Source organism: Allomuricauda ruestringensis DSM 13258, from assembly GCF_000224085.1.
Classification (GTDB): Bacteria; Bacteroidota; Bacteroidia; order Flavobacteriales; family Flavobacteriaceae; genus Flagellimonas; species Flagellimonas ruestringensis.
This window is the reverse complement of the sequence record NC_015945.1, coordinates 838,766-861,057: the sequence shown is the minus strand read 5'-3', so window position 1 is coordinate 861,057 and position 22,292 is coordinate 838,766. Positions and strand designations below refer to the sequence as shown.

The following is a 22,292-nucleotide window of genomic DNA, read 5'->3' as shown; positions in this document are numbered from 1 at the left end:
TCCATCTTATAAGATTTTATTTGCAAATAAATATTTAGTAAGAATTTCTTTCGCCAAACCTATCAAGTTGCGTTTTTAAATTGTAATAAATAAAACTTAGTCTGTTTATTTTTATTAAACATTCTCAAAAAACTGAACTGCGAAATTGCAGAAGTCAATTATAACCTTTTTGTCTAAGTCAAATTCTTTTCGGCTACCTAAATAATTTTTAGAATTTGCTGTAATTTCTTTGCCCTCCATCAGCTCTGTAACAGTAATACATTTTATGTGTTTTTTTGAAACTAATATTATGTAAGCATTTTCATAAGGGTAATTTTCAGGTAGGTCTTTCAGTTTAAACTCTCCACTTGCCCTGAATTTCACTTCTAGAAAATAAACCGCTTTGGAACGTTGATCCTGAATTACAAAATCGGGCATTCTTCTTATTTCTTGTGCAACATCGGAGCGTACACCTTTCAAAAGTTCCATTATTCCGGGTATGGTATTTTCCATACCATAACGGAAGACATTATAATCTAGACTTAAAAACAATTCTTGAATTAAAGTTTCTGCGATACGGCCTTTAATCATCCCATAGCGATAATTGAAGTCTTTATCACTCAATCCTTTTTTTTCAGAATCATCTTTTTCTTCCTGCGTCTTGGATATATTTTGATTTTTATAACAAGGGTAACAAAGACCACCCTCAAATTTGGTGTACTCACCACATTCGATACATTCAGCCATTTTTATTAGTTGTTTGTCAATCGCAAAGAATAGAAATGATCTAAGAATTAGATATCTCTCTTTTTTGTATTAAATAACTTTAATCCCCTTTTTTATGTTTGTGTGGTTTAAGAGTTTTAGTATTACCAGGAGTTTTTTTGTTGTCCCTTTGACGTCTGTCAGGTTTCCCAGTTGATTTGGCTATTCTTTTTCTACCTGGTTTGATTCCCATAATTTCACTTTTATATTAAATAATGTAACAGCACTTTAGTTCTACTAATACTTTTCTACTTTATGTTTTGTCCAAAGCATAAACTAGCTCTTGTAAAATATGGGGGAGGGGCTGCGAATCGCAAATTACCAAATGTTAACAAAACACCATTACGGAAAACCTTAAAAAAACTGGGGGTTTTCTGCAATTTGTAATGAACGGTTGACAATTGTCAATAAAATGTGGGTTAAAGGTAAAATGGTTAAGTGTAAAAGGTAAAGGGTAAAAGTTGGGGATTAGTTTTGGTCTTCTTCTTCTTCCAAGAAGGACATAACTCTCGAAGGGGTATCTATTTGAATGACTTTATCCCCGTTCACCAATATAGGTTGGGTTACCACCTTGGGATTGTTTACCAAAACCTTGAGCCAATCTTCATCGCCATGGAGGTCGTGTGTTTTTCCGTATTCCTTCATAAAATCAGGATGTTCGATATTGATGAGTTCTTTAATGGGCTTTTCCAAACGTTTGGCGAGTTCGGTCCATTGGGTTCCGGTTACCTTGGTTTTCGACAAATCCACATCCAATATTTTTTTCTTGGAAGCTTTTAAATAAGCCAAGGTCTGCATGCCCACACTGGTTTCCGCATTGTAAAAAAGCTTTATTTCCCGTTTGTTTGTTGATATTACTCCCATATCGTCCTTCATTTAAATATCTTTTACTATAAATACCCATTGTGCATTTTGAACATAAAACTTAGTTCTAGGCGTCAGTTCGATTTTGAGGAACGAAAATCACACCTGCCTGCTGGCAGGCAGGTCGAGAACTTTTTTAGACAAAAATTCTTTTTCTCGATACAAATTTCACTCATGCTGTCGTGAAATCCACTCGAAATGACAAATTTTATCAAAAAGCATAACGGGTTATAAAATAAAATATTTATGATGATAGGGCTTAACCCAATCCATTTTTTTCGTATCGTAAAAGAAGATAAAAAGCGGGGCAATTGCCCCGCTTCTCACACAAACTAACTCAAACTGAACCACTCAGGTTGATAACATAACAAAAGGTAATGTGGATCGAGTGTTGAGCATCCGAATAAATGGTTAGTGTTTATAAGCGTTCGTAAGTAAACTGGTAATGGCCCCTTTCACCTTCGGTACTGGTATATGCTGTAAACATGAATTTATAATAATTTCCATCGATGTCCTTCAGAACATAATACCTGTCTTCATAGATTGGGCCTCCGTAGGGTTGTCTCCATCCGGTTCCTATATAAGAACGGTTGTTGAAAACAAACGAAGCCTCCTCAACATTATCCATACTGAAATTAGCATATGTAGGGGCATCGCCCTCAACAATAACTTGGTATACGCCAGCTCCCCCCAAATTATTGTGCACTACATAATCAGAATAAGTAAGACCTGCAACAAGTCCTCCGGAATCACCATAATAAGCAAACACACCACTTAGATTAATGTCCCACTGCTCTTTGGTAGGCTCTACGCTTACGGTTTCGCCATTGGTCAAACTAAAAGCAGTGAGATTATAGGCGTCGTCTTTGGATACGGTCACTTCATTGTATGACTCGGTTTCAGCTAAATCCGCATATTGAATGGTATAGCTGTTGCCGTCGCTCAAGATTCTTACTTTTAAGAACCCTCTATGATCTCCAGAGGTGTTAATGGTACCGGGTTCAATTGACTCTTCCAATTCTTCCTCAATAGGGATTTCATTGCCCAGACTTACAATGTAGACATAGTTTTCCTCTGCGGTAGTCGATATCTCGCTAAAGGCCGTGTCCTCCAAAGTGCCTTCGGGATTGTCGGTAAAGGAAATTCCTTCATCCAAGTTCCCATATTGATTATAGCTCACGGGCAAACCTTCTAAAAGTTCGGATACGGTATTAACCGTTACAGGCTCTGGTTGGAACATTGCATTTAAACCCATCAATTCCATAGGTTCGGAAAGATTGCTAGTTTCTGTAATGGCAAGTAAATCGGTAACCCCTATAAGCTCAACAGCAGATACAGCTAGGGCAGAATTCAGGAACACATGGTTTTCTGCCCCGTTGTACAGGGCAATTTCCCAAGTATCTCGCTGTACAGTTGTTTGGGTGGCGGAACTAAAATCAAAATAGACTTGGTTGGGTATGGTGGCGCCCCCATTTTCAGAATCGACTACGCCGCTGGTGGCCGCAATAGGGGTAAAGCTTACCAAAGTGGATGCTGTAGCACCTTGGGACCAATCCGTATTATCGAAACCATCAATGGAGAAGGTTACCGATTTTGTTTCCCCCTCAATGGCATCTTCCAATTTGGTAAAAGTGAAAGAGGCGGATTGGTCGCCTATCGCTACGGGAATGGATAGGGTTCCGGATGCTCCATCTGGGGAGGTGGTGAAATCTGTTCCGTATTCGGCATTGGTGCCGGCGTAGGCAACAGTAATGGTTCCTGCTTCGGAGGCAGACCTGGAAAAGTTAAGTGTAATTTCTGATGTTGTGTCCTCCTCAGAGGCGTTAACGGTTTCACTGCTAAAGTTCACCGTAAAGTCTATGAGGTCTTGGCCATCGTCATCGTCGCTACAGGAGCTAATGATGAGCAAGAGTGCGATTGCTTTTAATAGGATTGTTTTTCTCATTGGTTTTAATTGAAATTTAGATTGTATAATAGTTTTAGGTAATATGATCTTCCATTGCCGAATAAACGACTTGGTACCCCCGAACTGCCGTGTGCCCCCGAGGGAGTGTCCGAGGCATTTACCCGAACAATGTCGAAGATGTTCCGTGCCCCTAGCGTAAGGCTTAAGTTTTTGGTGATATTGACCCTGGCCGAGGCATCCATCCAAGTAAAATCATCGGTTTGGCCAAGTTCTGTTCCACCAGTATTATTTTCCACAATCTGGGTTCTTCCGGTATATTTAAGCTGTGCGGATAATGTGGTGTTGATGGATGGGATGGTATAGCCCAAAGAAGATTGGAGATTGAAGCTCCATAAATAGTCGCTGTTGCTTACCTGTGAAGCATCAATTGCAGTGGATTGTCCCAAATAAGTCATCCCCAGGGAAGCTTGCCAGCGGTCCATGATGAGGGAATTCTCCAATGAAAAGCCCAATATTTTGGAGTAGTCCACATTATCAAAGGTGAACAAGTTTCTGTCTTCATCGTCCGTGACAATTACGGAGGCTATTTTATCATCAATATCAAAATAGTAAGATTTTAAGGCAGTTTTTAACATGCTCTTGTCGGAAAGCCTGAACTTTTCCTCCACGTTCAAGAAAAGTGAAATACCGTCCTCGGGGTCAAGCTTGGGATTTCCTTGTACATTGTGATTGGAATCCACAAAGTAGAAGAACAATTCCTCAAAATTCGGTGCCCTAAATGCAGAACCGAACACGCCTTTTATTTTAAAGGTATTGCTGATGTTATAGGTGGAGGACAGGGACCAGATCAATTTATTCCCAAATTGGGAGTTGTTCGTGAACCTTGCTCCGGGGAAGACGGAAAATCTATCGGTGATGTTAAAATCGGCCACCCCAAAAAAATCGTAGTTTTCCAAGGTGTTTTCCACCACATCGCTGGAATATTCGCCCGTAGCGATGGCATCGAACCCAGTTTGGTGATTGAACTCGTAGCCCAATTGTAGGTTGAAAAAATCTGATGTTGGAACCATATTGCTCACAAATCCTTTTGAGTACCATATTTCGCTGGATTGACTTAAATCGTCGGCAATAACAGATGCTATTCCACGCTCACGAATATTGTACACGAACTGTTTGTAGTAACGTTTTTGTGTTTGATGGGACAATGATAAATTATATATCGTAGGCCCTTTTAGAGGACCGGATATGTTAAGATTGTTCATCAGCCTTTGGGTGTCAAAATTTTCATCCAAGGCCGTTGGATTCACCATGCCCGTATTGCTGTCCAACCTACCGTTTACGTAGTGATTGTACACCGGAACAGATTCATCATAATATTGGATTTTGTAGAAAATAGCATGTTTTCCCAAGGCTGTATTTAGGTTTCCAAAAGCGGTGAACTGCTCTTTGGGATTCCATTCCATACCCCGCAAACTGTCGTTCACCACAGCGTTGTCCTGAATATTTACATAGTTTTTACCTTGGTAATTATTAAAAAAACCAGCATTGTCGTTTCGGGAACCCCCGATGGAAATACTGGTTTTATCACTCAATTGATGGCTAAGTTTTGCATTTTGAATGTGTCTGCCTTCATCAAATAAAGCATATTCGCTGCCCACGGTTTCCTCTTGTACGGAAACTTGGAGCTGCCACTTGTAATCGTTCTCCAACCCGCGCTTGGTCACAATATTGATTACCCCCGCCACGGCATTGTCACCGTAGAGTACGCCCATAGAGCCTTCCACAATTTCGATACGCTCCACATCTTCCAGGTTAATTTGGGTAATGTCTATGTTATTGCCCATTCCATTATCGCTGGCCATGGGGATACCATCAATAAGCACTTTTACATATTGACCATCCAATCCGAACATACTTATGGTAGAACGGCCCGTAGATGGATCCGGGGTTACCGTTATATTAAGATTGTAGTTTAAAATGTCGGCCAGATTGTTGCCAGCGACCTTGGCAATGTCCTTTTGTTCCAGCACGCCCACGGCAAACAATTTTTTACTTAGGGACATGACTTGGCTCTCCCCGGTCACTACAACTTCATCCAATTTTTGCATGGACAATGAGTCTTTTGCTGCTGTTTTTGATTCCTGGGCCAATCCGAATACGGAGTAAAAGCAAGGGATAAACAGTAGTAGATTGTTTTTATTTAGACTCATTCTATTTAAATTTGATGACAAATATATATTTTATTTTAATTCAATCTAAATAAGTTTAGTATTTTTGGCCAAGAACATTTTTAAAATAATCTAACAGAGACTGATATGAAGAAATTAATCCTGCCATTGTTGTTTATTGCTTTTGCAACAACTGTGGCAACTTCTCAAGAAAAGAAAGAACTGGACCGCCAAGCCATTTTGGACATGTGCGGATGCTACGAGGTAAGTTTTAAGTATACCGAGACCTTTGCTCCAGAAATTGACTACGAAAAGCATTTGGACTACACTTCAAAAGCTTTGGAATTGGCTTTGCCCATTGTGGATGAGAACAATAAAATTTCGCTACAACATTTGTTGGTGCTCAATGATACCATGGTAATCAAGCATTGGAGACAAGATTGGCTGTACGAGAACCAGAAAATATTCCATTACGATAAGGACAATAATTGGGTATTTACCGAGCTTCCGGCAGATGAGGTTGTGGGGCAATGGACCCAAAAGGTGTATCAAGTGGATGACAGCCCAAGATATGCGGGTTCTTCAACTTGGGTACATTTTGATGGAAAGCATTATTGGGAGAACAAGAGTGATTCGCCATTGCCACGAAGGGAATACACCAAAAGGAGCGACTATAATGTGATGAGCCGTGGAAATAGGCATGAAATTACATCTACTGGATGGGTACATGAGCAGGATAATGACAAAATCATCCGTAAAGATGGTAAGGAAGATGTGCTCTTGGCCCAAGAGAAAGGGTACAATACGTACGTTAAGGTCGCAGATGAAAAATGCAAGGCAGCCAAAGATTGGTGGAGCAAAAACAAAGATTTCTGGGCAACGGCAAGGAATGCTTGGGATGAGGTTTATAAGAGAGAGGGAGGTTTGACGCTTCTAAAACAGGTTGATGGTCAGCCTTTGTTTATGCACTTTTATGCTTTGGAAAAGGAAGGGGCGGACAAAGCGCAAATAATGGAAACCATAGACAAGTTCATAACCAACAAAGCTTCTCATAGCAATGTGGAAGGTCAATAGGTTCAAATTTTTCAGTTTTGCCGTGATTTTATCGACCTTGTTTTTGTTTGCATTCAAGGGGGATAAAATATCGCCAAGGCTTCAGGAAAAAATCAATAGTGCCATACAGGGCACTTTTGAAGTAGAGGACTTTTCCATGGGTTTGATGGAGGTGAAACCCGATTTAAACGAACAAACTCCTTCGGAGCTGGGAGGAGATAACCTGTTTGAGATTACTTCAGACGGTACAAGCTTAGGGTATGTTTATGTGGGAGTGGCCCCTAGCTTAAAGAAAACTTTTGACTATGTGGTGCTGCTTACCCCCGAACTGAGCGTGAAAAAATCCAAAATATTGATTTATCGCGAAGATCATGGCCGTCAGGTTGGGAGCCAACGCTGGCTAAAACAATTTATAGGAAAAAAATCGGGAGAGACCCTTGTTTACGGTAAGGATATCGATGGGATTTCCGGTGCTACGGTTTCCGCAAAGTCGATGACCCTAGCTGTGAGCAACGTTTTGGAAAGTATACAAGTTTTAAAAGATGCCGACTTTTTTTAAGCAAGTGAGGCTGTCTAAAAGATAGGTTTCCGTCAACTTGAACTTGCCCGCCTGCTGGACGGACAGGTTTCAGGTTCTCATAACAATTGGTTTATCAGTAGATGAGATTCTGAAATGAACCTGCCTGTCCGGTAGGCAGGTTCAGAATGACGTATTTCAATACCTTTTAGACAGTCTTTTTTTTGGTTAAAGCTGTTTCTTTATATATAGATAGCACATGCCCGAAAGTATGGCCAGGCCAAAACTTAGAAGGGTGCCGATAAGGACGTATTCCGTTAACTTTCTGTTTTTCCCCTTGTTGAGGTCGCCAAACCGAAACACGGATTTTGCCGTAATCAATAAACCTATCGCGGCCCATTGCTGCATCAAAATAAAACCAAATACAAAGAGTCGTTCCAGCATACCGATGTAGGTCCCGGCATTTTTAAGGGAGCCGCCTTCCCCAGATTCGTCGTCCTTGGCAACTTCATCAATATAAGGGGCCAACAACATCCGCATAACAATGCCGGATACGTAGGTGACAAAGACCAAAAACGTAATCAATAAAAGTGAACTTTCAGTAAAAACCGCGGTAATATCCAACGAAAAGGGAGATATCCAGTACAACACTCCTACCAGTACCAAAAGGTGCAGTGCTTGGTCCGCCACAAAGAGCCAACGGTAGTTTTTTGGGTTGCTAAGGTATAGTTTTCCCAAGTCGATCAAGTAGTGGGTCGCAACAATAAAAAGGATGGCACCCACATGTTGAAATTGTAATATGATCAATAGCACCAATACGTGTACTCCAATATGAAAGTATAGATATTTGGATTTACCCTTCTTTGCTAATTTATGTTCTACCCAATGTGCGGGTTGGAGTACAAAGTCTCCCATAAAATGGGCCAGTATCAATTTTAGGGCTAAAAGCGTCATAGTTGTGCGAGTTGGGTTCTGTAAAAATGAATCATTTTTTGGACTTCATCAAATCCTGCTTTGTTCAGCTCTTCACTAATGTTCCCTTGAGACTTGTTGAGTATTGATGCCAGTTCCTTTTGATTAAAATCAGGGTTTTCCATAGCGGTTTTTACCGTTTTTGAGATGGCCGGGGTCCAATTGTCCATGGTTAAAAGAGCCAGTTCTAGAAGCAGGTTGATGTGTTCGTCAAATAGTTTATTGGGTGTTTTTATGGCCAAGTTTTGTTTTTTGAGGTTTTCAAAACATTTACCTGAATGTACAAAGGCCTCGCCATTGGATTCCGTTATTTTTCCTGCATCATAAGTTTTTTCTCCCAGACCAATGGCGATGCGAACATCCATTCCGCGTGTTTGCTTAATGCATGCCTTTATGTACACTGATGCCTCCAAAGCCTGTTTCGGTGTTGTCTGCAACTGAAAACTGTCCCCCCTGTATATTTCCCATTCCGTGGGTTCTTTGCCATAATGGCCCAGGGCCTGTTTTAGCACGGGTAGCCATTTGGCGGTTTTGTATGCTGTTGAATTTTTGATATCTCCTGTAAGAATGGCAACCATTTTTTCTCAATTTCAGACAAATTATCTGCTTTTTAACAGATAATTTAAAATATCTATTAAATAACGGATAATCAAATATATCTGTTTAATAGCAGATAATCAAATATATCTGTAAAAATGCAGATAAAAAAGAAGCCACACCCATGGCAGGTGCGGCTTCTTAAATCAACAAAAAACACTATCCTCTTCTCCCTCTCTCCTGCATTTTTTTATTGCCATGGTGCATAGACTTTTTGCGATTGGAGAATTTTTCAAGTCTAGTTATTGTACAGTACAATCTTTATTTTTCTGCATTGTCGTTTTACGACTCAAGCGTGTACTCTTTTCTTTGTATTTTACTATTGCCTGCCCTATCTCTCTTTTTTGACATTAGATCTTTTCCAAATTATCTCATGCAGTATGTTTTGTGGTACCTTGGTAAAATTCAATGTCAAGGTGGTGCGTTCTTTTTGTGATGGGGCTATTTTCTTCAGCTCTTATTCAGTATAGCCAATAGTACCACTGATAACTTCATGTTAAACTTTAATGATTTATTCTTTGGACAAAACAGTATCCAAAGTTCTAATCATGGCAGCATGGTTCATGAAGCCTTTAATAATAAATAAGGGGAGTTACTTGGTTTCTTCTTCCAAATCGTCTTCTTTGGGCTCATCAGTATAATCGTCAGCATCCTCGAAATGGGTCTCGACGTAAGTTTTTGAATTGAGATGGTCTTGGAAATCGTCGCGCTGATCCATTACATAATATAAGGTAGCTGCCGCCACGAAACAGGAAAAGTAGATTAAGCTTTTTGTTTTGTAGTTCATGATGTGAGATTTGGAATTACTAAAGTAATCAAACCGAATGGGAATTTCAGCGATTTGTTGTGAAACGGCTATGTTTGGATGTGTATGGGAAAAAAAACAAGGTGTAACCGATAAACGAATCGGCTACACCTTTACAATTTGTACTTATCTAAAAAAAGTATCTATCTAGTAGGCTCCAATATAAGGTCTATACGTTCCAAGGCATCTTGCAAATGGTATTGGCTCATGGTATCGGAAATCCGGGCAAGACCACCTCTAATATCTCTTTTAAGGTTATTGAGCTCAGCACGCGCCACCGAACGAATATCGGATTGGCTTGTATTGATGGGCGTGGATTTTCTATAACCGCCAAAATCAGGTAATTTATCTTGGTTATCCGCAGTCATCAAGTATTCCAAACGATCAATATGTGCTTTTTGAAGGTTTCTTCTATAAGTGTCGATTGTTTTGCCACTTCGGGTTTCGGACCAAATCCCCCTACGCAGGTCACGCATCATTTCTACTAAACCATATGCATCATCACTGTTCAAGGTCTCATTTTCTATAATTCGTGCCAATTTGCCTAATTGCAGCATGGTGTTCAAGTAGCGTTCTTGCATGGAACGGATACGCTCCACAGACCCCGAATATTGAATTTTGTTGAAAATATCCTGATCAATCAACCACTCAGGAGTCTCGAACAATTGTTCCTGCATAAAAGCCATACAATTTTTTTGATGCTCTTTGCCCACATGGGTATAAACAGCGCCTTCTTGATCTGCGGTTTTGTGATACTCGTAAACACCTCCAATGTTGTTGGAAACGTGTCCCATGTATCTCTGGAACTGTGCAATTACCTGGCCGTAGATGGTTTCCAGATCATCGTAATTTTCACCGTCCTCTGTGGTCCACTCCATCAATTTGGGAACAATACGTTTTAAGTTTTCAATACCATACATACTGGCTTTAATGGCATCATCCCCTAAATCCTCGGTTTGGGAACTAGGGTCGTGGATATCCCCAACCTGTTGGTGGCCAAAACGGTACATGGGGTCTCCGGCATGTTCCAAAATCCAATCGTTTAGAATTGGTTTTTCTTCCTTCGCAGTTTTGTCCATAATGGGCTTGTACCCCCATTTAATGGCATATTTATCATAAATACCAATGTTTGGCATAAGTGCAACACCCTCGTCACCTGGTTGAGCAACATAGTTAAAACGGGCATAGTCCATAATGGATGGTGCCGTACCATATTTTTTGGTGAAACTGGCCGAACGTAAAGAATCTACGGGATAGGCTACACTACTTCCCATATTATGCGGTAATCCCAAGGTGTGGCCCACTTCGTGAGATGATACAAAACGTATCAAACGGCCCATAATTTCTTCTTTGAACTGTACCTTTTGTGCTTCTGGATTAATGGCCGCTGTTTGTACAAAGTACCAATTGCGAAGCAAGCTCATAACATTGTGGTACCAGTTGATGTCGGATTCCAAAATTTCACCGCTCCTTGGGTCGCTCACGTGCGGACCATTGGCATTTGGAATAGGGGAGGCCAAATAACGTACCACCGAATATCTAACATCCTCTGGAGACCATTCCGGGTCTTCCTCCAAGGAAGGCGGGTCCTTTGCGATAATGGCGTTTTTAAAGCCTGCTTCCTCAAATGCAACCTGCCAATCCTCAATTCCTTGTTTTATATAGGGTACCCATTCTTTGGGAGTGGCACGGTCCACATAATAAACAATAGGTTTTTTGGGTTCTACCAATTCGCCGGCCTTGAATTTTTCAATGTCCTCATCTTTGACTTCGAGTCTCCAACGGTCGAGGTAAGTAACCGTTTTGCTTTTTTGGGCATCTAAACCGTAATCTACCTGTCCTCTGGCGAACCAACCTACACGTCTATCAAAATAACGACGCTTCATGGGTTCTTTGGGCAATAAGATCATGGAATTGTTGATTTCCAAAGAAATGGAACCCAAGCTGGAATTGCTCGGCGGGTCGCTGGATAGATATGTTTTTACATGGCGCGCTTCTATATTTAAAGGGTAACTTTTAATGGATTCGATATAGCTTCGGTCCCCGTCCATACGGGTAACTTTAAATCTTTTTCGGTAACCATCGGGAAAACCAAGTGCTTTTACATCCTTGGTGAACAAAGGATCTATTTCTATCACCGTTGCCGGGTTCAAGGAATCTTTTTTGTTGATGGCCTTGATGTCAAAAGAAAAAAGCACGGGCTCAAAGTTGGAGTTGACCACCGCTTCGTGGACAGGCAATGAATCCGCAGCCACATTTTCGTATGAAGCTACACGGACCAATACTTTTTTGTCCTTTTTTTGCCAACGTAGCACTTGTGTGTTGATTTTTCCCCCACCAAAACCAATTCCTGTGGCAGTTTTAGAGATTCGGCTCACCATGAGCATTTCACGATTGAACAAGGAATCGGGGATTTCATAATAGCGTTTGTCGTCTACGGTGTGTATGCTAAAAAGTCCTTCATCCGTTTTCGCATCTTTGGTGATTACCTTGTCATAAGGTTTAATGTCGTCCGATTTGGACTTGTCGTCCTTTTTTTGCTCGGTGTCCTTCTTTTTCTTTTTGAAAAGTTGGGCCTCCGTGGTTTGGACGGTTCCCAGAAGAATAACAACTAAAATTAGTCGAGGTAGTAAATTTTTGATCATTATAGGTTTGTTTGAATAACTAAGAAGATTCAAAGAACCTAAAATTCGTGAGAACTAACTGTTAAATAAATATTAACGGTCGTTTTTTTAACGGAATGCATCAACCTTTGGGAGTCCTGCCTTTTACTGATGGTTTGAGCCGTATCGCCCCGTATAGCTGGGTTCAAGAGGTGTTTGATTTTTGTGAAAAATTTCTAAATACTGTAACATTTTGAAACTAGGGCAGTCTTATAAGCATAACATCAATCATAAAATTCAATCAAAAAATGAACAAGTTATTATTAATTTATGGTAGTGTATTATTAAGTAGTACTGCCATAGCGAACGACCAACAAAATACCAAGGTTGTCGAGGTGCAATCCGAGACTCCAGGTAGTTTAGAAACCGGTTTAACCACATTGAACATTAGTGCTGAGTTAAACGATTCAACTTCAGAGATGGCAGGTTACGCATCGTATGAATTGAATTTGAACGAAATAGTCTATTTAGAGGAAGAGCCAGAAGTAGATCTAGGTTTTGATACCGCAGATTATCTTCCCGAGGGCTTCGACCCTTACAAAAACTATTTTGATTTGAATTCCATCATATACTTCGAAAACAAAGTTGAACCCGCATTAGGTTTTGATACCCAAAAGTACTTGCCGGAAAATTTTGATCCCTACACGGATGTGGTGGATGTACATTCCATCAATTACATGGAGGAAGAGGATATGGACTTAGGTTTTGATACCAAAGATTACTTGCCCGAAGATTTTTCTCCTTATGAAGTATATGTGGATTTAAAGTCAATTCCTTATGTAGAGGAAGAAACTGAACTTGTATTGGGAGTAAACAGCAAGTATCTATTGCCTGAAGGTTTTGATCCTTACACCGATGTAATTGCAGTCACTTCCGTTAACTATATGGAAGACGAAGAAATAGATTTGGGTTTTGATACTTCTACGTATCTCCCAGAAGATTTTGATCCATACTCAGGGTCAATACAGTAAAATGTTCATCATTTTACAACTTATTTGAGTTAGCTATGAAAACCCCTCGATCGAGGGGTTTTTGTTTGGAAGAAGTTTTTTTGTTAATGAAAACTTATAAATGTCTGGTTAACAAAAAAATAACATCATCTTTTTAGACGGCAGTATTTTTAGTAAAATGATTTTTAGAATGCAGATTATTCAACCTTTTATGGGTTTTACTAAAATTATTGCATCCTTTTTGGATAAACGCATAACAAGGAATCATTTACGGGATTTAACTGTTGCGTTAACAAAAAACTAATTACAATAAAATTCACAAAAAAGGGTTGTAACTTTGTACCTAACAAAGAGTTACGTTCCACTTGCTTAAAGGTGAGTAGCGTTGATTAAGTTAGTTTCTTACATTTTTTTGAGTTAGTTAGTTTGTGAAAATGCCCTTCCGCCCGGAGGGGCATTTTTTAGTTTAGAACAATAGCGGAATCACGAACTGGAACACCAAAATAAGCAACACTACCGCAATCAGGTTGAGCATTACACCAACACGTGCCATCTGTGGAATTTTTACATAGCCGCTCGCAAAAACAATGGCATTGGGAGGTGTGGCCATGGGAAGCATAAAAGCACAGCTACTGGCAATGGTCACAGGAATCAATAAGTGCAACATCGGAATATCCAGACCAATGGCTATACCTGCAACTACAGGTGCAAGAACGGCCACCAAGGCCACGTTGCTCATCAACTCGGTCATGAACAACATTAGGAAAATCAATAGGGCAGCAGTGAACAAAATACTTATTTCGCTTTGGGCAATGGCATTGGCAACCAAATCCACAATACCACTCGTGGACATGCCTTGGGCCAGGGCCAGTCCCCCACCGAACAAGATCAATATGCCCCACGCCAATCTGGAGGTATCCTTCCATACAATGATAAAATCACCTTTTTTGATGTTGTAGGGTATGGCGAAAAGCGCAATGGCTGCAAAAATACTGATCATGGTGTCCGTAAGTCCCAATTGGGGGAAAATACCATTGATCAATGTCCTAAAAATCCATAAAAAGACCGTTATGCCAAAAATAACCAGCACCATTTTTTCCTTGCCCGATGTAGGGCCCAACTTTTCCAGTTCAGTATGAATCACTTCTTTGGAAGCATTGAATTTCAGGTCACGATTGGGGAACATCCATTTTACCAGTACCAAATAACAAATCCCAACCATGATGATGGAAAATGGCAAACCTATCGTCATCCACTTTAAAAATGAAATTTCTATGTTGTACTCATTCTCCAGCAGCCCTATCAATACAGAGTTTGGTGGCGTACCGATTACTGTGGCGATTCCTCCCGCATTTGCGGAAAAGGCGATTCCCAGCATGACACTCAGGGCAAAATTTTGATCACTTTTGGTAAAACCATCGGCATCATTTATCAATAGGTTGATAACGGAAACAGCAATGGGAAGCATAACTACTGTACTGGCCGTATTACTGATCCACATGCTCAAGGTAGCCGTTGCAATCATGAAGCCCAAAATCACTTTGTTGGGGGTCGTACCAGTCAATCTGATAATATTTAGGGCTATTCGCTTATGAAGATTCACCTTTTCCAGTGCCAACGCCATTACAAATCCTCCAAAAAAGAGGAATACAATAGGGCTGCCATAATTGGCTCCGACCTCTGCAATGGGCAACACCTTTAAAATAGGCAAAAGAAGTAAAGGAAGCAGTGCGGTTACGGAAATGGAGACCGCTTCGGTAATCCACCAAATTAGCATCCAGACTGCTACTGAAATTACAGGGTCGCCTTTTTCCGATACAAGTTCAAAAGGCAGAAAGTTCAAAATGAGAAAGGCAACCGGCCCTAGGACCAGCCCAATTTTTTTGCTTAGTTCCATTGGGGTTCTAAGCTAGGATTTTTTGTTAAAAGATAAAAATATAAAGAAGCTGTCTAAAAAAAGTTGCTCTCTGTCAATTCGAGCGCAGTCGAGAATTTATTGACTACTACTAATAATCAAAAGGTTTCGACTGCGCTCAACCTGACAAAATTCAAACTTCATTGTTTTTTGCTTACCTCTACTTCGAGACAGTTAAATTAAAAACTGTCCCTATTTTATCTTGAAGGTCAGCCTTCCAAAAACATAACGTCCGTTGGTTCCAAATTGAACAGACCTTCTGGAGTAGATAAATCTTCCGTCCGATCTAAAAGCAGGGTCGTTCTTGTCCGGATACACATCCAGAAGGTTGTTTGCTCCGAGTGTGAATCTTGTATTGCTTGAAATGTTATAACCTATGGAAAGGTCGGTGATTACTTTAGCACCAAACGTATAATCAATGGTAGGATCATTTTCGTTGGTAGCTTCCCTTACTTCGCCAAAATAGCCGTTCCTCAAAAAGAAATTCCAGTTGTCGCCCACTTTTACATTGTGGGAAAGATTTCCTTTTGTGGTGGGTACGGCAGATTCCAAATAAATTCTACTGGTAGGATCAAAATAGGTGTCGCTCAAGCCTGCATCGGCGATAGCTTTGGGAACTTTAACCTTTTCCACACTTGTTTCAGAAAATGTAAAAGCCAAGGTGTTCGTTAATGAAACATTATCTGAAATATTCGCTTTGTGGTCAACTACAAAATCCAGTCCCATTGTTTGGGTATCCACCGAGTTTGCAAAGAAAGCCGCTTGGGTGGCGTTGGCTTGTTGAAACAAATTGGCCAGTTCTGCATTGCCATTATCACCAAATTGGCCCGTTAGGATGACCCTGTCATCAATATTGATGAGATATCCATCCAAAGTAAATTTAAGATTGGCACTGGGAACTCTTGCCGTAAAACCCGCTGTCGCCCCAATGGAAGTTTCTTCTTTGAGCGATTCAATGCCCAACAAACGGGCAACCCTTGAGGTGTTGGGGAAAATACCGACTTCGTTCGGGACTCCCTTTACAAACAGGGTAGAGGTGGAACTATAATGGATTTGGTGTAGGGAAGGGGCCCTAAAACCTGTTTGTCCACCACCCCTAAAGTTAAAATTCTCAGAAATTTTGATTCTAGTGGCCAATTTGTAATTGAGGGTTCCCCCAAAATCGGAGAAGTTTTCATAACGGATTGCACCGCTCAACAAAATGGATTCGGTGAAATCTACTTCCATATCAAAATAGCCGGCAATGGTATTTCTAAAGGCATCCACTTCATTGTCAGGTTTAAAACCGGGGAATACTTGTATGCCTCCTGGTCTGGAACTTCCAAAAAAGTCAGTGGGAACAACAGAGTTGGGGTCGGTAGGATCGTGCGGATTGCCCAAAGTATTGTACTGCGTATAAGAAATCTCTTCACCAGCGACAATACCGTAGTTTTCTACACGATACTCGGCACCAAAAGCGATGTTCAAACCGGCCATGGTGTCTTCAAAAAAGCGGTTCATATCAAAATTGGTGGTGTTCTCGCTGTAGTTAAACCCACCTGATTCTGCTTCGAACGGAGTGGAATTGCCCATGGATGCATTGTTGGAGTTGGTAACGTAGTACATGAACTCGTTTTTTCCGTACGAATTGCTAAAGTCCACATTCCAATCGCCCAACATTCCCTTAATACCAAAGGCGGCCGATTGGTCCATGATGTTGGAATTAATTTCTGGCAGAAAACCATTGGGATAGGCTGGGGAATAGGTTCTGGATTGATTGGGCAGACGATAAAAACCAGCGGCTTTACCATTTTTAAAGCTCAATCCGCCAAAACCGTAGAGCTCCAGATTTTCGTCCAAAGGAATGGAAAGGTTGGCGAAAAATTGAGCGCCCCTCACTTTGGATTGCCCTACCTGCATATTGAAGTCGCTGCGTACCATATTTCTTGCAGCTAATTCTGCGTTGGTGTTGTTGAACCCCAAAGGTGAATCAACTTGGAATTGATTAAGTAGTTGACCATACTGTGAACTACTGATGTCGTTTGGTAAACTGTTGTAGAATTCTTGTATCTGTGCTGCTTGGTTTGCATTTGTATAGGATAGGGAATTAAACGAATTCAACATATCTTGGAATGTGAAAACTCCATTTTGGAAATCATTATACCCAAAGTCATCACCATATACCCTCTGTGAGCCTGCTAAACCGTTTAAATCATGCAGTTCGGGATTTGAAGCACCATTGACCAATGCCAATTGATTGTTTGTGAATCCGGCTGTTTGAGCATATTGTCTAACTAATGCATCATTCATCAACAATGTTGATGTATCAACACCGGATGCTGCTGCAACCCTTTCAACTGAATTATAACCATTAAAAATAGAACCTTCCCACTCCTGCATACGGTTGGTCGAACCTCTGTGGTTGAAATTCCCCGTAAAATTGATGAATCCACCGTTTTTTCCAATAGGTAGCCCGTAGTTCAATCCGAGGCTTACCTTTTCTCCGTCCACATTTTTGTCCGGACCATGTTCGCTGGTAAAGTTGGCCCCAGTATTAACATCCACTTGTAATTCGTTCACGTTCTTTTTTAGCACAATGTTAATGACCCCTGCGATGGCATCAGAGCCATATTGGGCGGCTGCACCATCACGTAAAATTTCTATTCTTGCAATGGAGTTGGAGGGAATGGTAGTCATGTCCGTACCTACGCTACCACGACCAAAGGTCCCGTTTACGTTTACAAGTCCTGTTTTGTGCCTTCTTTTACCGTTGATGAGCACCAAAACCTGATCGGGCCCAAGTCCACGCAAAGAAGCAGGGGCAATGTGATCCGTACCATCGGAAATGGATTGCGGATTGGAGCTGAAAGATGGCGCCGCATAGTTCAGAATTTCAGTAACGGTGACTTGCGGAGTGGATTGAGTCAATTCGGTGACATCCAAAACATCTACGGGAACAGGGGTGTCCGTTGCCGTTCTGTTGGCATTACGGGATCCTACGACCACCACATTTTCCAGTTCAAGCCCTGCTTGTAGTGTAATGTCCAAGGTGGTACCTGTTACGGTTGCTTCTTGGGTGTTGAAACCGATGTAGGAAAACACTAAAATGTCGCCCTGATTTGCCTCGATAGTGTAGTTGCCATCAAAATCGGTGATGGCTCCTGTTGTTGTGCCCTTTAATTGGACCGAAGCTCCCGGCAAAGGTACATTTTGGTCGTCGTAAACGGTTCCTGTTACCTCTTGTGCCTTGCTAACAAACGATACCAACAGCACAAAAAGGAATGTTAATTTCATTCTTTTCATATAAGTAGATTTTAGTAAGATTATTGGGGGTAGCTGCTGGAAATTTTCCTCAGAAAAGAGGAAAACGGTGGAAAGATAGGATTTTTTTTAAAAATGAAAACCCCTGAACTTGATTTAAGCCTCAGGGGTTTATGTATGATTAGGATGGAATTTATCAGGTTAACCCGTATACTTCACAAGTAGGGCGTCTTCCGTTTTTTCTACTTTGATAAGCCCGTGTTTGGTAAGGCTTTTGGTACTCTTGTCCCATTTTTTATTGCTTAAACCTGTTTTTGTTTTAAGGTCGCCCAATGACATTTCGCCTTGTGGCTTAAGAATGTCCAAAATGATTTTTTCCTCTTCGGTAAGTTCAACCTGTTTTTTCTCTGGTCGCATTTGCGGGAAGAACAACACTTCTTGGATGGATGAGTTGTTGGTCATCAACATCACCAAGCGGTCAATTCCGATTCCGATGCCCGAAGTAGGAGGCATACCATATTCCAAAGCACGCAAAAAATCTTGGTCTATGAACATGGCCTCATCGTCTCCTTTTTCGGAGAGCTTGAGCTGTTCTTCAAAACGCTCGCGCTGATCAATGGGATCGTTAAGCTCGGAGTAGGCATTGGCCAATTCCTTACCGTTTACCATCAATTCAAAACGCTCCGTAAGCCTTGGATTGGTACGGTGCTCTTTGGTCAACGGGCTCATTTCCTTCGGATAATCTATAATAAAGGTGGGCTGAATGTAGTGGTGCTCACATTTTTCGCCAAAAATCTCATCGATCAATTTACCGATACCCATGGTCTCATCCACTTCGATGTCCAATTTCTTGGCTACTTCACGAAGTTCATCCTCTTCCATTCCAGCTACATCATAACCGGTATGGATTTTAATGGCCTCCAAAATAGGGACTCTTGGGTAAGGCGCTTTAAATTCGATTTCGTGCTCACCCACTTTTACTTTGGAACTGCCGGTAGCATCAACAGCTACTTTCTCCAGTAGCTTTTCGGTAGTATCCATCATCCAGTTGTAGTCCTTGTAGGCCACATAGAGCTCCATTACGGTAAACTCTGGATTGTGGGTGCGGTCCATCCCCTCGTTACGGAAATCCTTTGAGAATTCATAAACACCATCGAACCCGCCCACAATCAATCGCTTCAAATAAAGCTCGTTGGCAATTCGTAGGTACAAGGGTACATTCAATGCATTGTGATGCGTTAAAAACGGACGAGCCGCCGCACCCCCGGGTATAGGCTGCAAAATGGGGGTTTCCACTTCCAAATATCCTTTTTGGTTGTAGAACTCCCGTATGCTGTTGGTGATTTTTGTTCTTTTGATGAAAGTGTCCTTCACGTGAGGATTCACGACCAAATCCACGTACCGCTGACGATAACGAAGTTCCGGGTCGTTGAAGGCATCGTACACTTTTCCCTCATCATCTACCTTTGGTAGCGGCAATGGTTTTAAACTTTTGCTCAAAAGCGAGAAGTTCTTCACCATCACGGTTTTTTCGCCTACTTGCGTAGTGAAAAGCTCTCCCTCTATACCGATGATGTCCCCGATGTCCAACAATTTTTTGTACACATCGTTGTACAAGGTTTTGTCATCATCAGGACAAATTTCATCGCGGTTAAAATAGACCTGGATGCGACCTTCACTGTCTTGAAGTTCGGCAAAAGAGGCTTTTCCTTGGATTCTACGCGACATCAATCTACCGGAAATTACTACTCTCTTTCCTTCTTCAAAATCATTCTTGATGCTCTTGGAAGTGGCATCAACAGGATACAATGCTGCGGGATATGGGTTGATGCCCATTTCCCTGAGTTTGGTCAATTTTTCCCTTCGAACGATCTCTTGTTCCGATAGTTGCATAGTCTGTAAAAAATTTAAAGCGCAAAATTACACTTTTGCGCTTTAAATCCTTGCCTTGGTCAAACTTAATATGCATAATTGGGCACATAGTCCTTTTTAAATACAATTTGGGCCATGTCTTCCTCCAAAGTTTCCAAAGGACTTTCCACAATTCGGTTCACCTCTTTTCCATCTTTAAAAAATATGATGGTGGGTACTTTTATAATGTTCAACCCTTTTTCTTCTCCGGTCGGACTGGTTTTGTAGAGCCCTTTGCGGTAATCCAATGCGATGATTTCCAATTGCTCCATCGGAAAATCTGCGGCTTCCAATATTTTGATGAATCTGGGACTTTCCCGTTTGCTGTCGCCACACCACGTGCCCAAAAACAGCTTGATGTTGTATTCCGCCAATTTTTCTTTAAAAAGGGATGCCATGGTTTCATCTACAGTGTAGTTGTTGTACCTAGTTTGAAACCATTTACCGTAAGGTTGGGATTGCAATCCTTCCAAATTGATTTGCCCTACCAAAAACTTCAATCCATTTTCGGTAGTGATTTCCTTGTTGAATTCTTGTGCCGAAACACAGAAAATGCATAGCATAAACAATGCGGTTAAAACTTGTTTCATGATTTTATGTGATTTATGGTTAGATGGCCAAATTCACTAAAATCAATAGCTGAAAGAATTTTTAGGCGTTGGAAATCGGGACTAGACCGGGGTTGAAATTTATTTTTTAAAGCGGACAATCATCTCTTCGCGGGAGGAAACGTCTAGTTTCTTGTACAAGTTGTTGATGTGCGTTTTTATGGTGCTAACACTCACAAAAAGTTCCGAGGCAATCTCTTTGTTGGTCTTGTTTTGCAGCATCAAGTTGACGATTTTTTGCTCTTGAGGGGTGAGTTTTTCAAGTAAGTGGGAGGCACTGTTCTTTTTCTTTTTACCAAGAAAGAACAACACATTGCCCAATATGGAAACAGCCAAAAGGGCAATTATGGTCCTGTTCCATTTGGATGATTTGGGCTGGTTAAAGCTGGCCAACTCTTTGTCGGTAGTGATTTCGGCTTGGTATTGTTGTGTGAATTCCGTGTTGGGATAAGTGTTGTTCAATCTTTCGGACAAGTTTTCGTAATAATCATTGTTTGTAAGGTCTTCCAGATAAAACCTAAAGGTTTCGTTTCTTTTGTCGGATAAAAAATCATAAATGTAAAGCTCTGCTAGCGGCTCATGGGTATCTTTTCCAAAATTGTGAAGGGTGGTGAACCATTTAGCCAAGTTCAATTTTTTGTTGGCTTCACTCGGGTAGTCCACAAAATCGTAGGTCATGTGGTCTTTCAAGTTTTCTATTTCCAATAACAGTCCCGAATTGGGGTTTGTGGAAGAAATAGTGCAGAGGGATTGATCTTCAAAAGAAGTAGGGAACTTGAGCGTATCTTTATTGTTGGCTATAAAAAGCACGTTTTTGCTGTTGTTGCACTGGCCCAAAAAGTGGTTGCTCCCCGTGTTGTCCGAACAACCATCCAAATGAATGCGATACATTCGGTTTTGTCCGTTGAGATTATTTCCTTCAAAATAAAAATGACCCAAGGAATCTACTTCTGATTTCTGAACGATTTGATCCAAGTAAACCCGTGAAGATTTACGGTAATCCTCCACCAACGATAAGTAAATGGAATTGCCCGCATTTTCCTTGGAAACTTCTCCAGAAAAATGGTATTGCCCCCAAAGGGCAGATGAGTTTATTACTAATATGATAAGGACAAAAAACCGCATTTGGTATCCGATTCGGGCTAAAAATAGTGGTTTTTATGTAACAAAAGTGTTATTTTAACTACTTATAGGTATCATCAATCAAAATCAAAAAAAATGAGTTTCTGGAGAGTTTTGTTGGCTATACTGTTTCCGCCCTTGTCAGTCATCGGAAAAGGTTGTGGCTCTATTCTTATTGTATTACTTTTAACCCTTTGCGGATGGGTTCCGGGTGTAATAGGAGCCCTGGTTATTTTAAATAACACTAACTAAATATC

17 protein-coding genes are annotated in these 22,292 nt (G+C 41.0%); 4 read left to right on the top strand and 13 right to left on the bottom strand.

Translation table 11 applies throughout. The features are described from left to right. Positions 1 to 114: 114 nt before the first annotated feature. The 4 genes from MURRU_RS03945 to MURRU_RS03930 form a co-directional block, all read right to left on the bottom strand. Positions 115 to 726: a hypothetical protein gene (locus MURRU_RS03945; protein WP_014032127.1), complete on the bottom strand. Its 612-nt coding sequence runs from the start codon at positions 724 to 726 to the stop codon at positions 115 to 117. Positions 727 to 1,212: 486 nt separating this feature from the next. Further along, positions 1,213 to 1,608, bottom strand: a complete 396-nt coding sequence (locus MURRU_RS03940; RefSeq protein WP_014032125.1) for an arsenate reductase family protein — start codon at positions 1,606 to 1,608, stop codon at positions 1,213 to 1,215. Positions 1,609 to 2,026: 418 nt separating this feature from the next. Then, entirely contained in the window at positions 2,027 to 3,553 is a 1,527-nt protein-coding gene (locus MURRU_RS03935; protein ID WP_014032124.1) for an HmuY family protein, read from the bottom strand. 5 nt (positions 3,554 to 3,558) lie between these two features. Next, positions 3,559 to 5,724 (bottom strand): TonB-dependent receptor plug domain-containing protein, encoded by a 2,166-nt coding sequence (locus tag MURRU_RS03930; protein ID WP_014032123.1) that lies wholly within the window; start codon positions 5,722 to 5,724, stop codon positions 3,559 to 3,561. Between the two features lie 105 nt (positions 5,725 to 5,829). On the opposite strand from MURRU_RS03930, the gene MURRU_RS03925 reads away from it, so the two are divergent. Then, entirely contained in the window at positions 5,830 to 6,756 is a 927-nt protein-coding gene (locus MURRU_RS03925; RefSeq protein ID WP_014032122.1) for a DUF6607 family protein, read from the top strand. A 43-nt stretch (positions 6,757 to 6,799) separates the two neighbouring features. Then, positions 6,800 to 7,294, top strand: coding sequence for an FMN-binding protein (locus MURRU_RS03920; RefSeq protein WP_187289871.1), 495 nt, complete (start codon positions 6,800 to 6,802; stop codon positions 7,292 to 7,294). 186 nt (positions 7,295 to 7,480) lie between these two features. Here MURRU_RS03920 and MURRU_RS03915 read toward each other — a convergent pair whose 3' ends face one another. The 4 genes from MURRU_RS03915 to MURRU_RS03900 all read right to left on the bottom strand — a co-directional run bounded on the left by MURRU_RS03915 (position 7,481) and on the right by MURRU_RS03900 (position 12,271). Next, a complete protein-coding gene (locus tag MURRU_RS03915) occupies positions 7,481 to 8,206 on the bottom strand; it encodes a DUF3307 domain-containing protein (RefSeq protein WP_014032120.1) in 726 nt (241 codons plus the stop codon). Continuing rightward, positions 8,203 to 8,802 carry a hypothetical protein gene (locus MURRU_RS03910; protein WP_014032119.1) on the bottom strand — a complete coding sequence of 200 codons (600 nt, stop codon included), beginning with the start codon at positions 8,800 to 8,802 and terminating at the stop codon, positions 8,203 to 8,205. Before MURRU_RS03910 ends, MURRU_RS03915 begins: the two co-directional genes overlap by 4 nt. Positions 8,803 to 9,413: 611 nt before the next feature. Next, positions 9,414 to 9,608 carry a hypothetical protein gene (locus tag MURRU_RS03905; protein ID WP_014032118.1) on the bottom strand — a complete coding sequence of 65 codons (195 nt, stop codon included), beginning with the start codon at positions 9,606 to 9,608 and terminating at the stop codon, positions 9,414 to 9,416. 161 nt (positions 9,609 to 9,769) lie between these two features. Next, the gene (locus MURRU_RS03900) at positions 9,770 to 12,271 is read right to left on the bottom strand and encodes a zinc-dependent metalloprotease (protein WP_014032117.1); all 2,502 of its coding nucleotides are present in this window, start codon (positions 12,269 to 12,271) and stop codon (positions 9,770 to 9,772) included. Positions 12,272 to 12,537: 266 nt separating this feature from the next. Here MURRU_RS03900 and MURRU_RS03895 point away from each other — a divergent pair, with 266 nt between their 5' ends. Beyond that, the gene (locus MURRU_RS03895; RefSeq protein ID WP_014032116.1) at positions 12,538 to 13,260 is read left to right on the top strand and encodes a hypothetical protein; all 723 of its coding nucleotides are present in this window, start codon (positions 12,538 to 12,540) and stop codon (positions 13,258 to 13,260) included. A 445-nt stretch (positions 13,261 to 13,705) separates the two neighbouring features. Here MURRU_RS03895 and MURRU_RS03890 read toward each other — a convergent pair whose 3' ends face one another. From MURRU_RS03890 to MURRU_RS03870, 5 genes are all read right to left on the bottom strand, one after another. Next, entirely contained in the window at positions 13,706 to 15,136 is a 1,431-nt protein-coding gene (locus MURRU_RS03890; protein WP_014032114.1) for an SLC13 family permease, read from the bottom strand. A gap of 210 nt (positions 15,137 to 15,346) precedes the next feature. Continuing rightward, entirely contained in the window at positions 15,347 to 18,436 is a 3,090-nt protein-coding gene (locus MURRU_RS03885; protein WP_014032113.1) for a TonB-dependent receptor, read from the bottom strand. 159 nt (positions 18,437 to 18,595) lie between these two features. Further along, positions 18,596 to 20,287, bottom strand: a complete 1,692-nt coding sequence (gene lysS, locus MURRU_RS03880) for a lysine--tRNA ligase (RefSeq protein ID WP_014032112.1) — start codon at positions 20,285 to 20,287, stop codon at positions 18,596 to 18,598. 65 nt (positions 20,288 to 20,352) lie between these two features. Then, positions 20,353 to 20,895 carry a thioredoxin family protein gene (locus MURRU_RS03875; protein WP_014032111.1) on the bottom strand — a complete coding sequence of 181 codons (543 nt, stop codon included), beginning with the start codon at positions 20,893 to 20,895 and terminating at the stop codon, positions 20,353 to 20,355. Positions 20,896 to 20,994: 99 nt separating this feature from the next. Continuing rightward, a complete protein-coding gene (locus tag MURRU_RS03870) occupies positions 20,995 to 22,038 on the bottom strand; it encodes a response regulator transcription factor (RefSeq protein ID WP_014032110.1) in 1,044 nt (347 codons plus the stop codon). Between the two features lie 93 nt (positions 22,039 to 22,131). Between MURRU_RS03870 and MURRU_RS17585 the strand changes: the two genes are divergently transcribed. Further along, positions 22,132 to 22,287: a YqaE/Pmp3 family membrane protein gene (locus tag MURRU_RS17585; RefSeq protein WP_014032109.1), complete on the top strand. Its 156-nt coding sequence runs from the start codon at positions 22,132 to 22,134 to the stop codon at positions 22,285 to 22,287. Positions 22,288 to 22,292 lie beyond the last annotated feature (5 nt).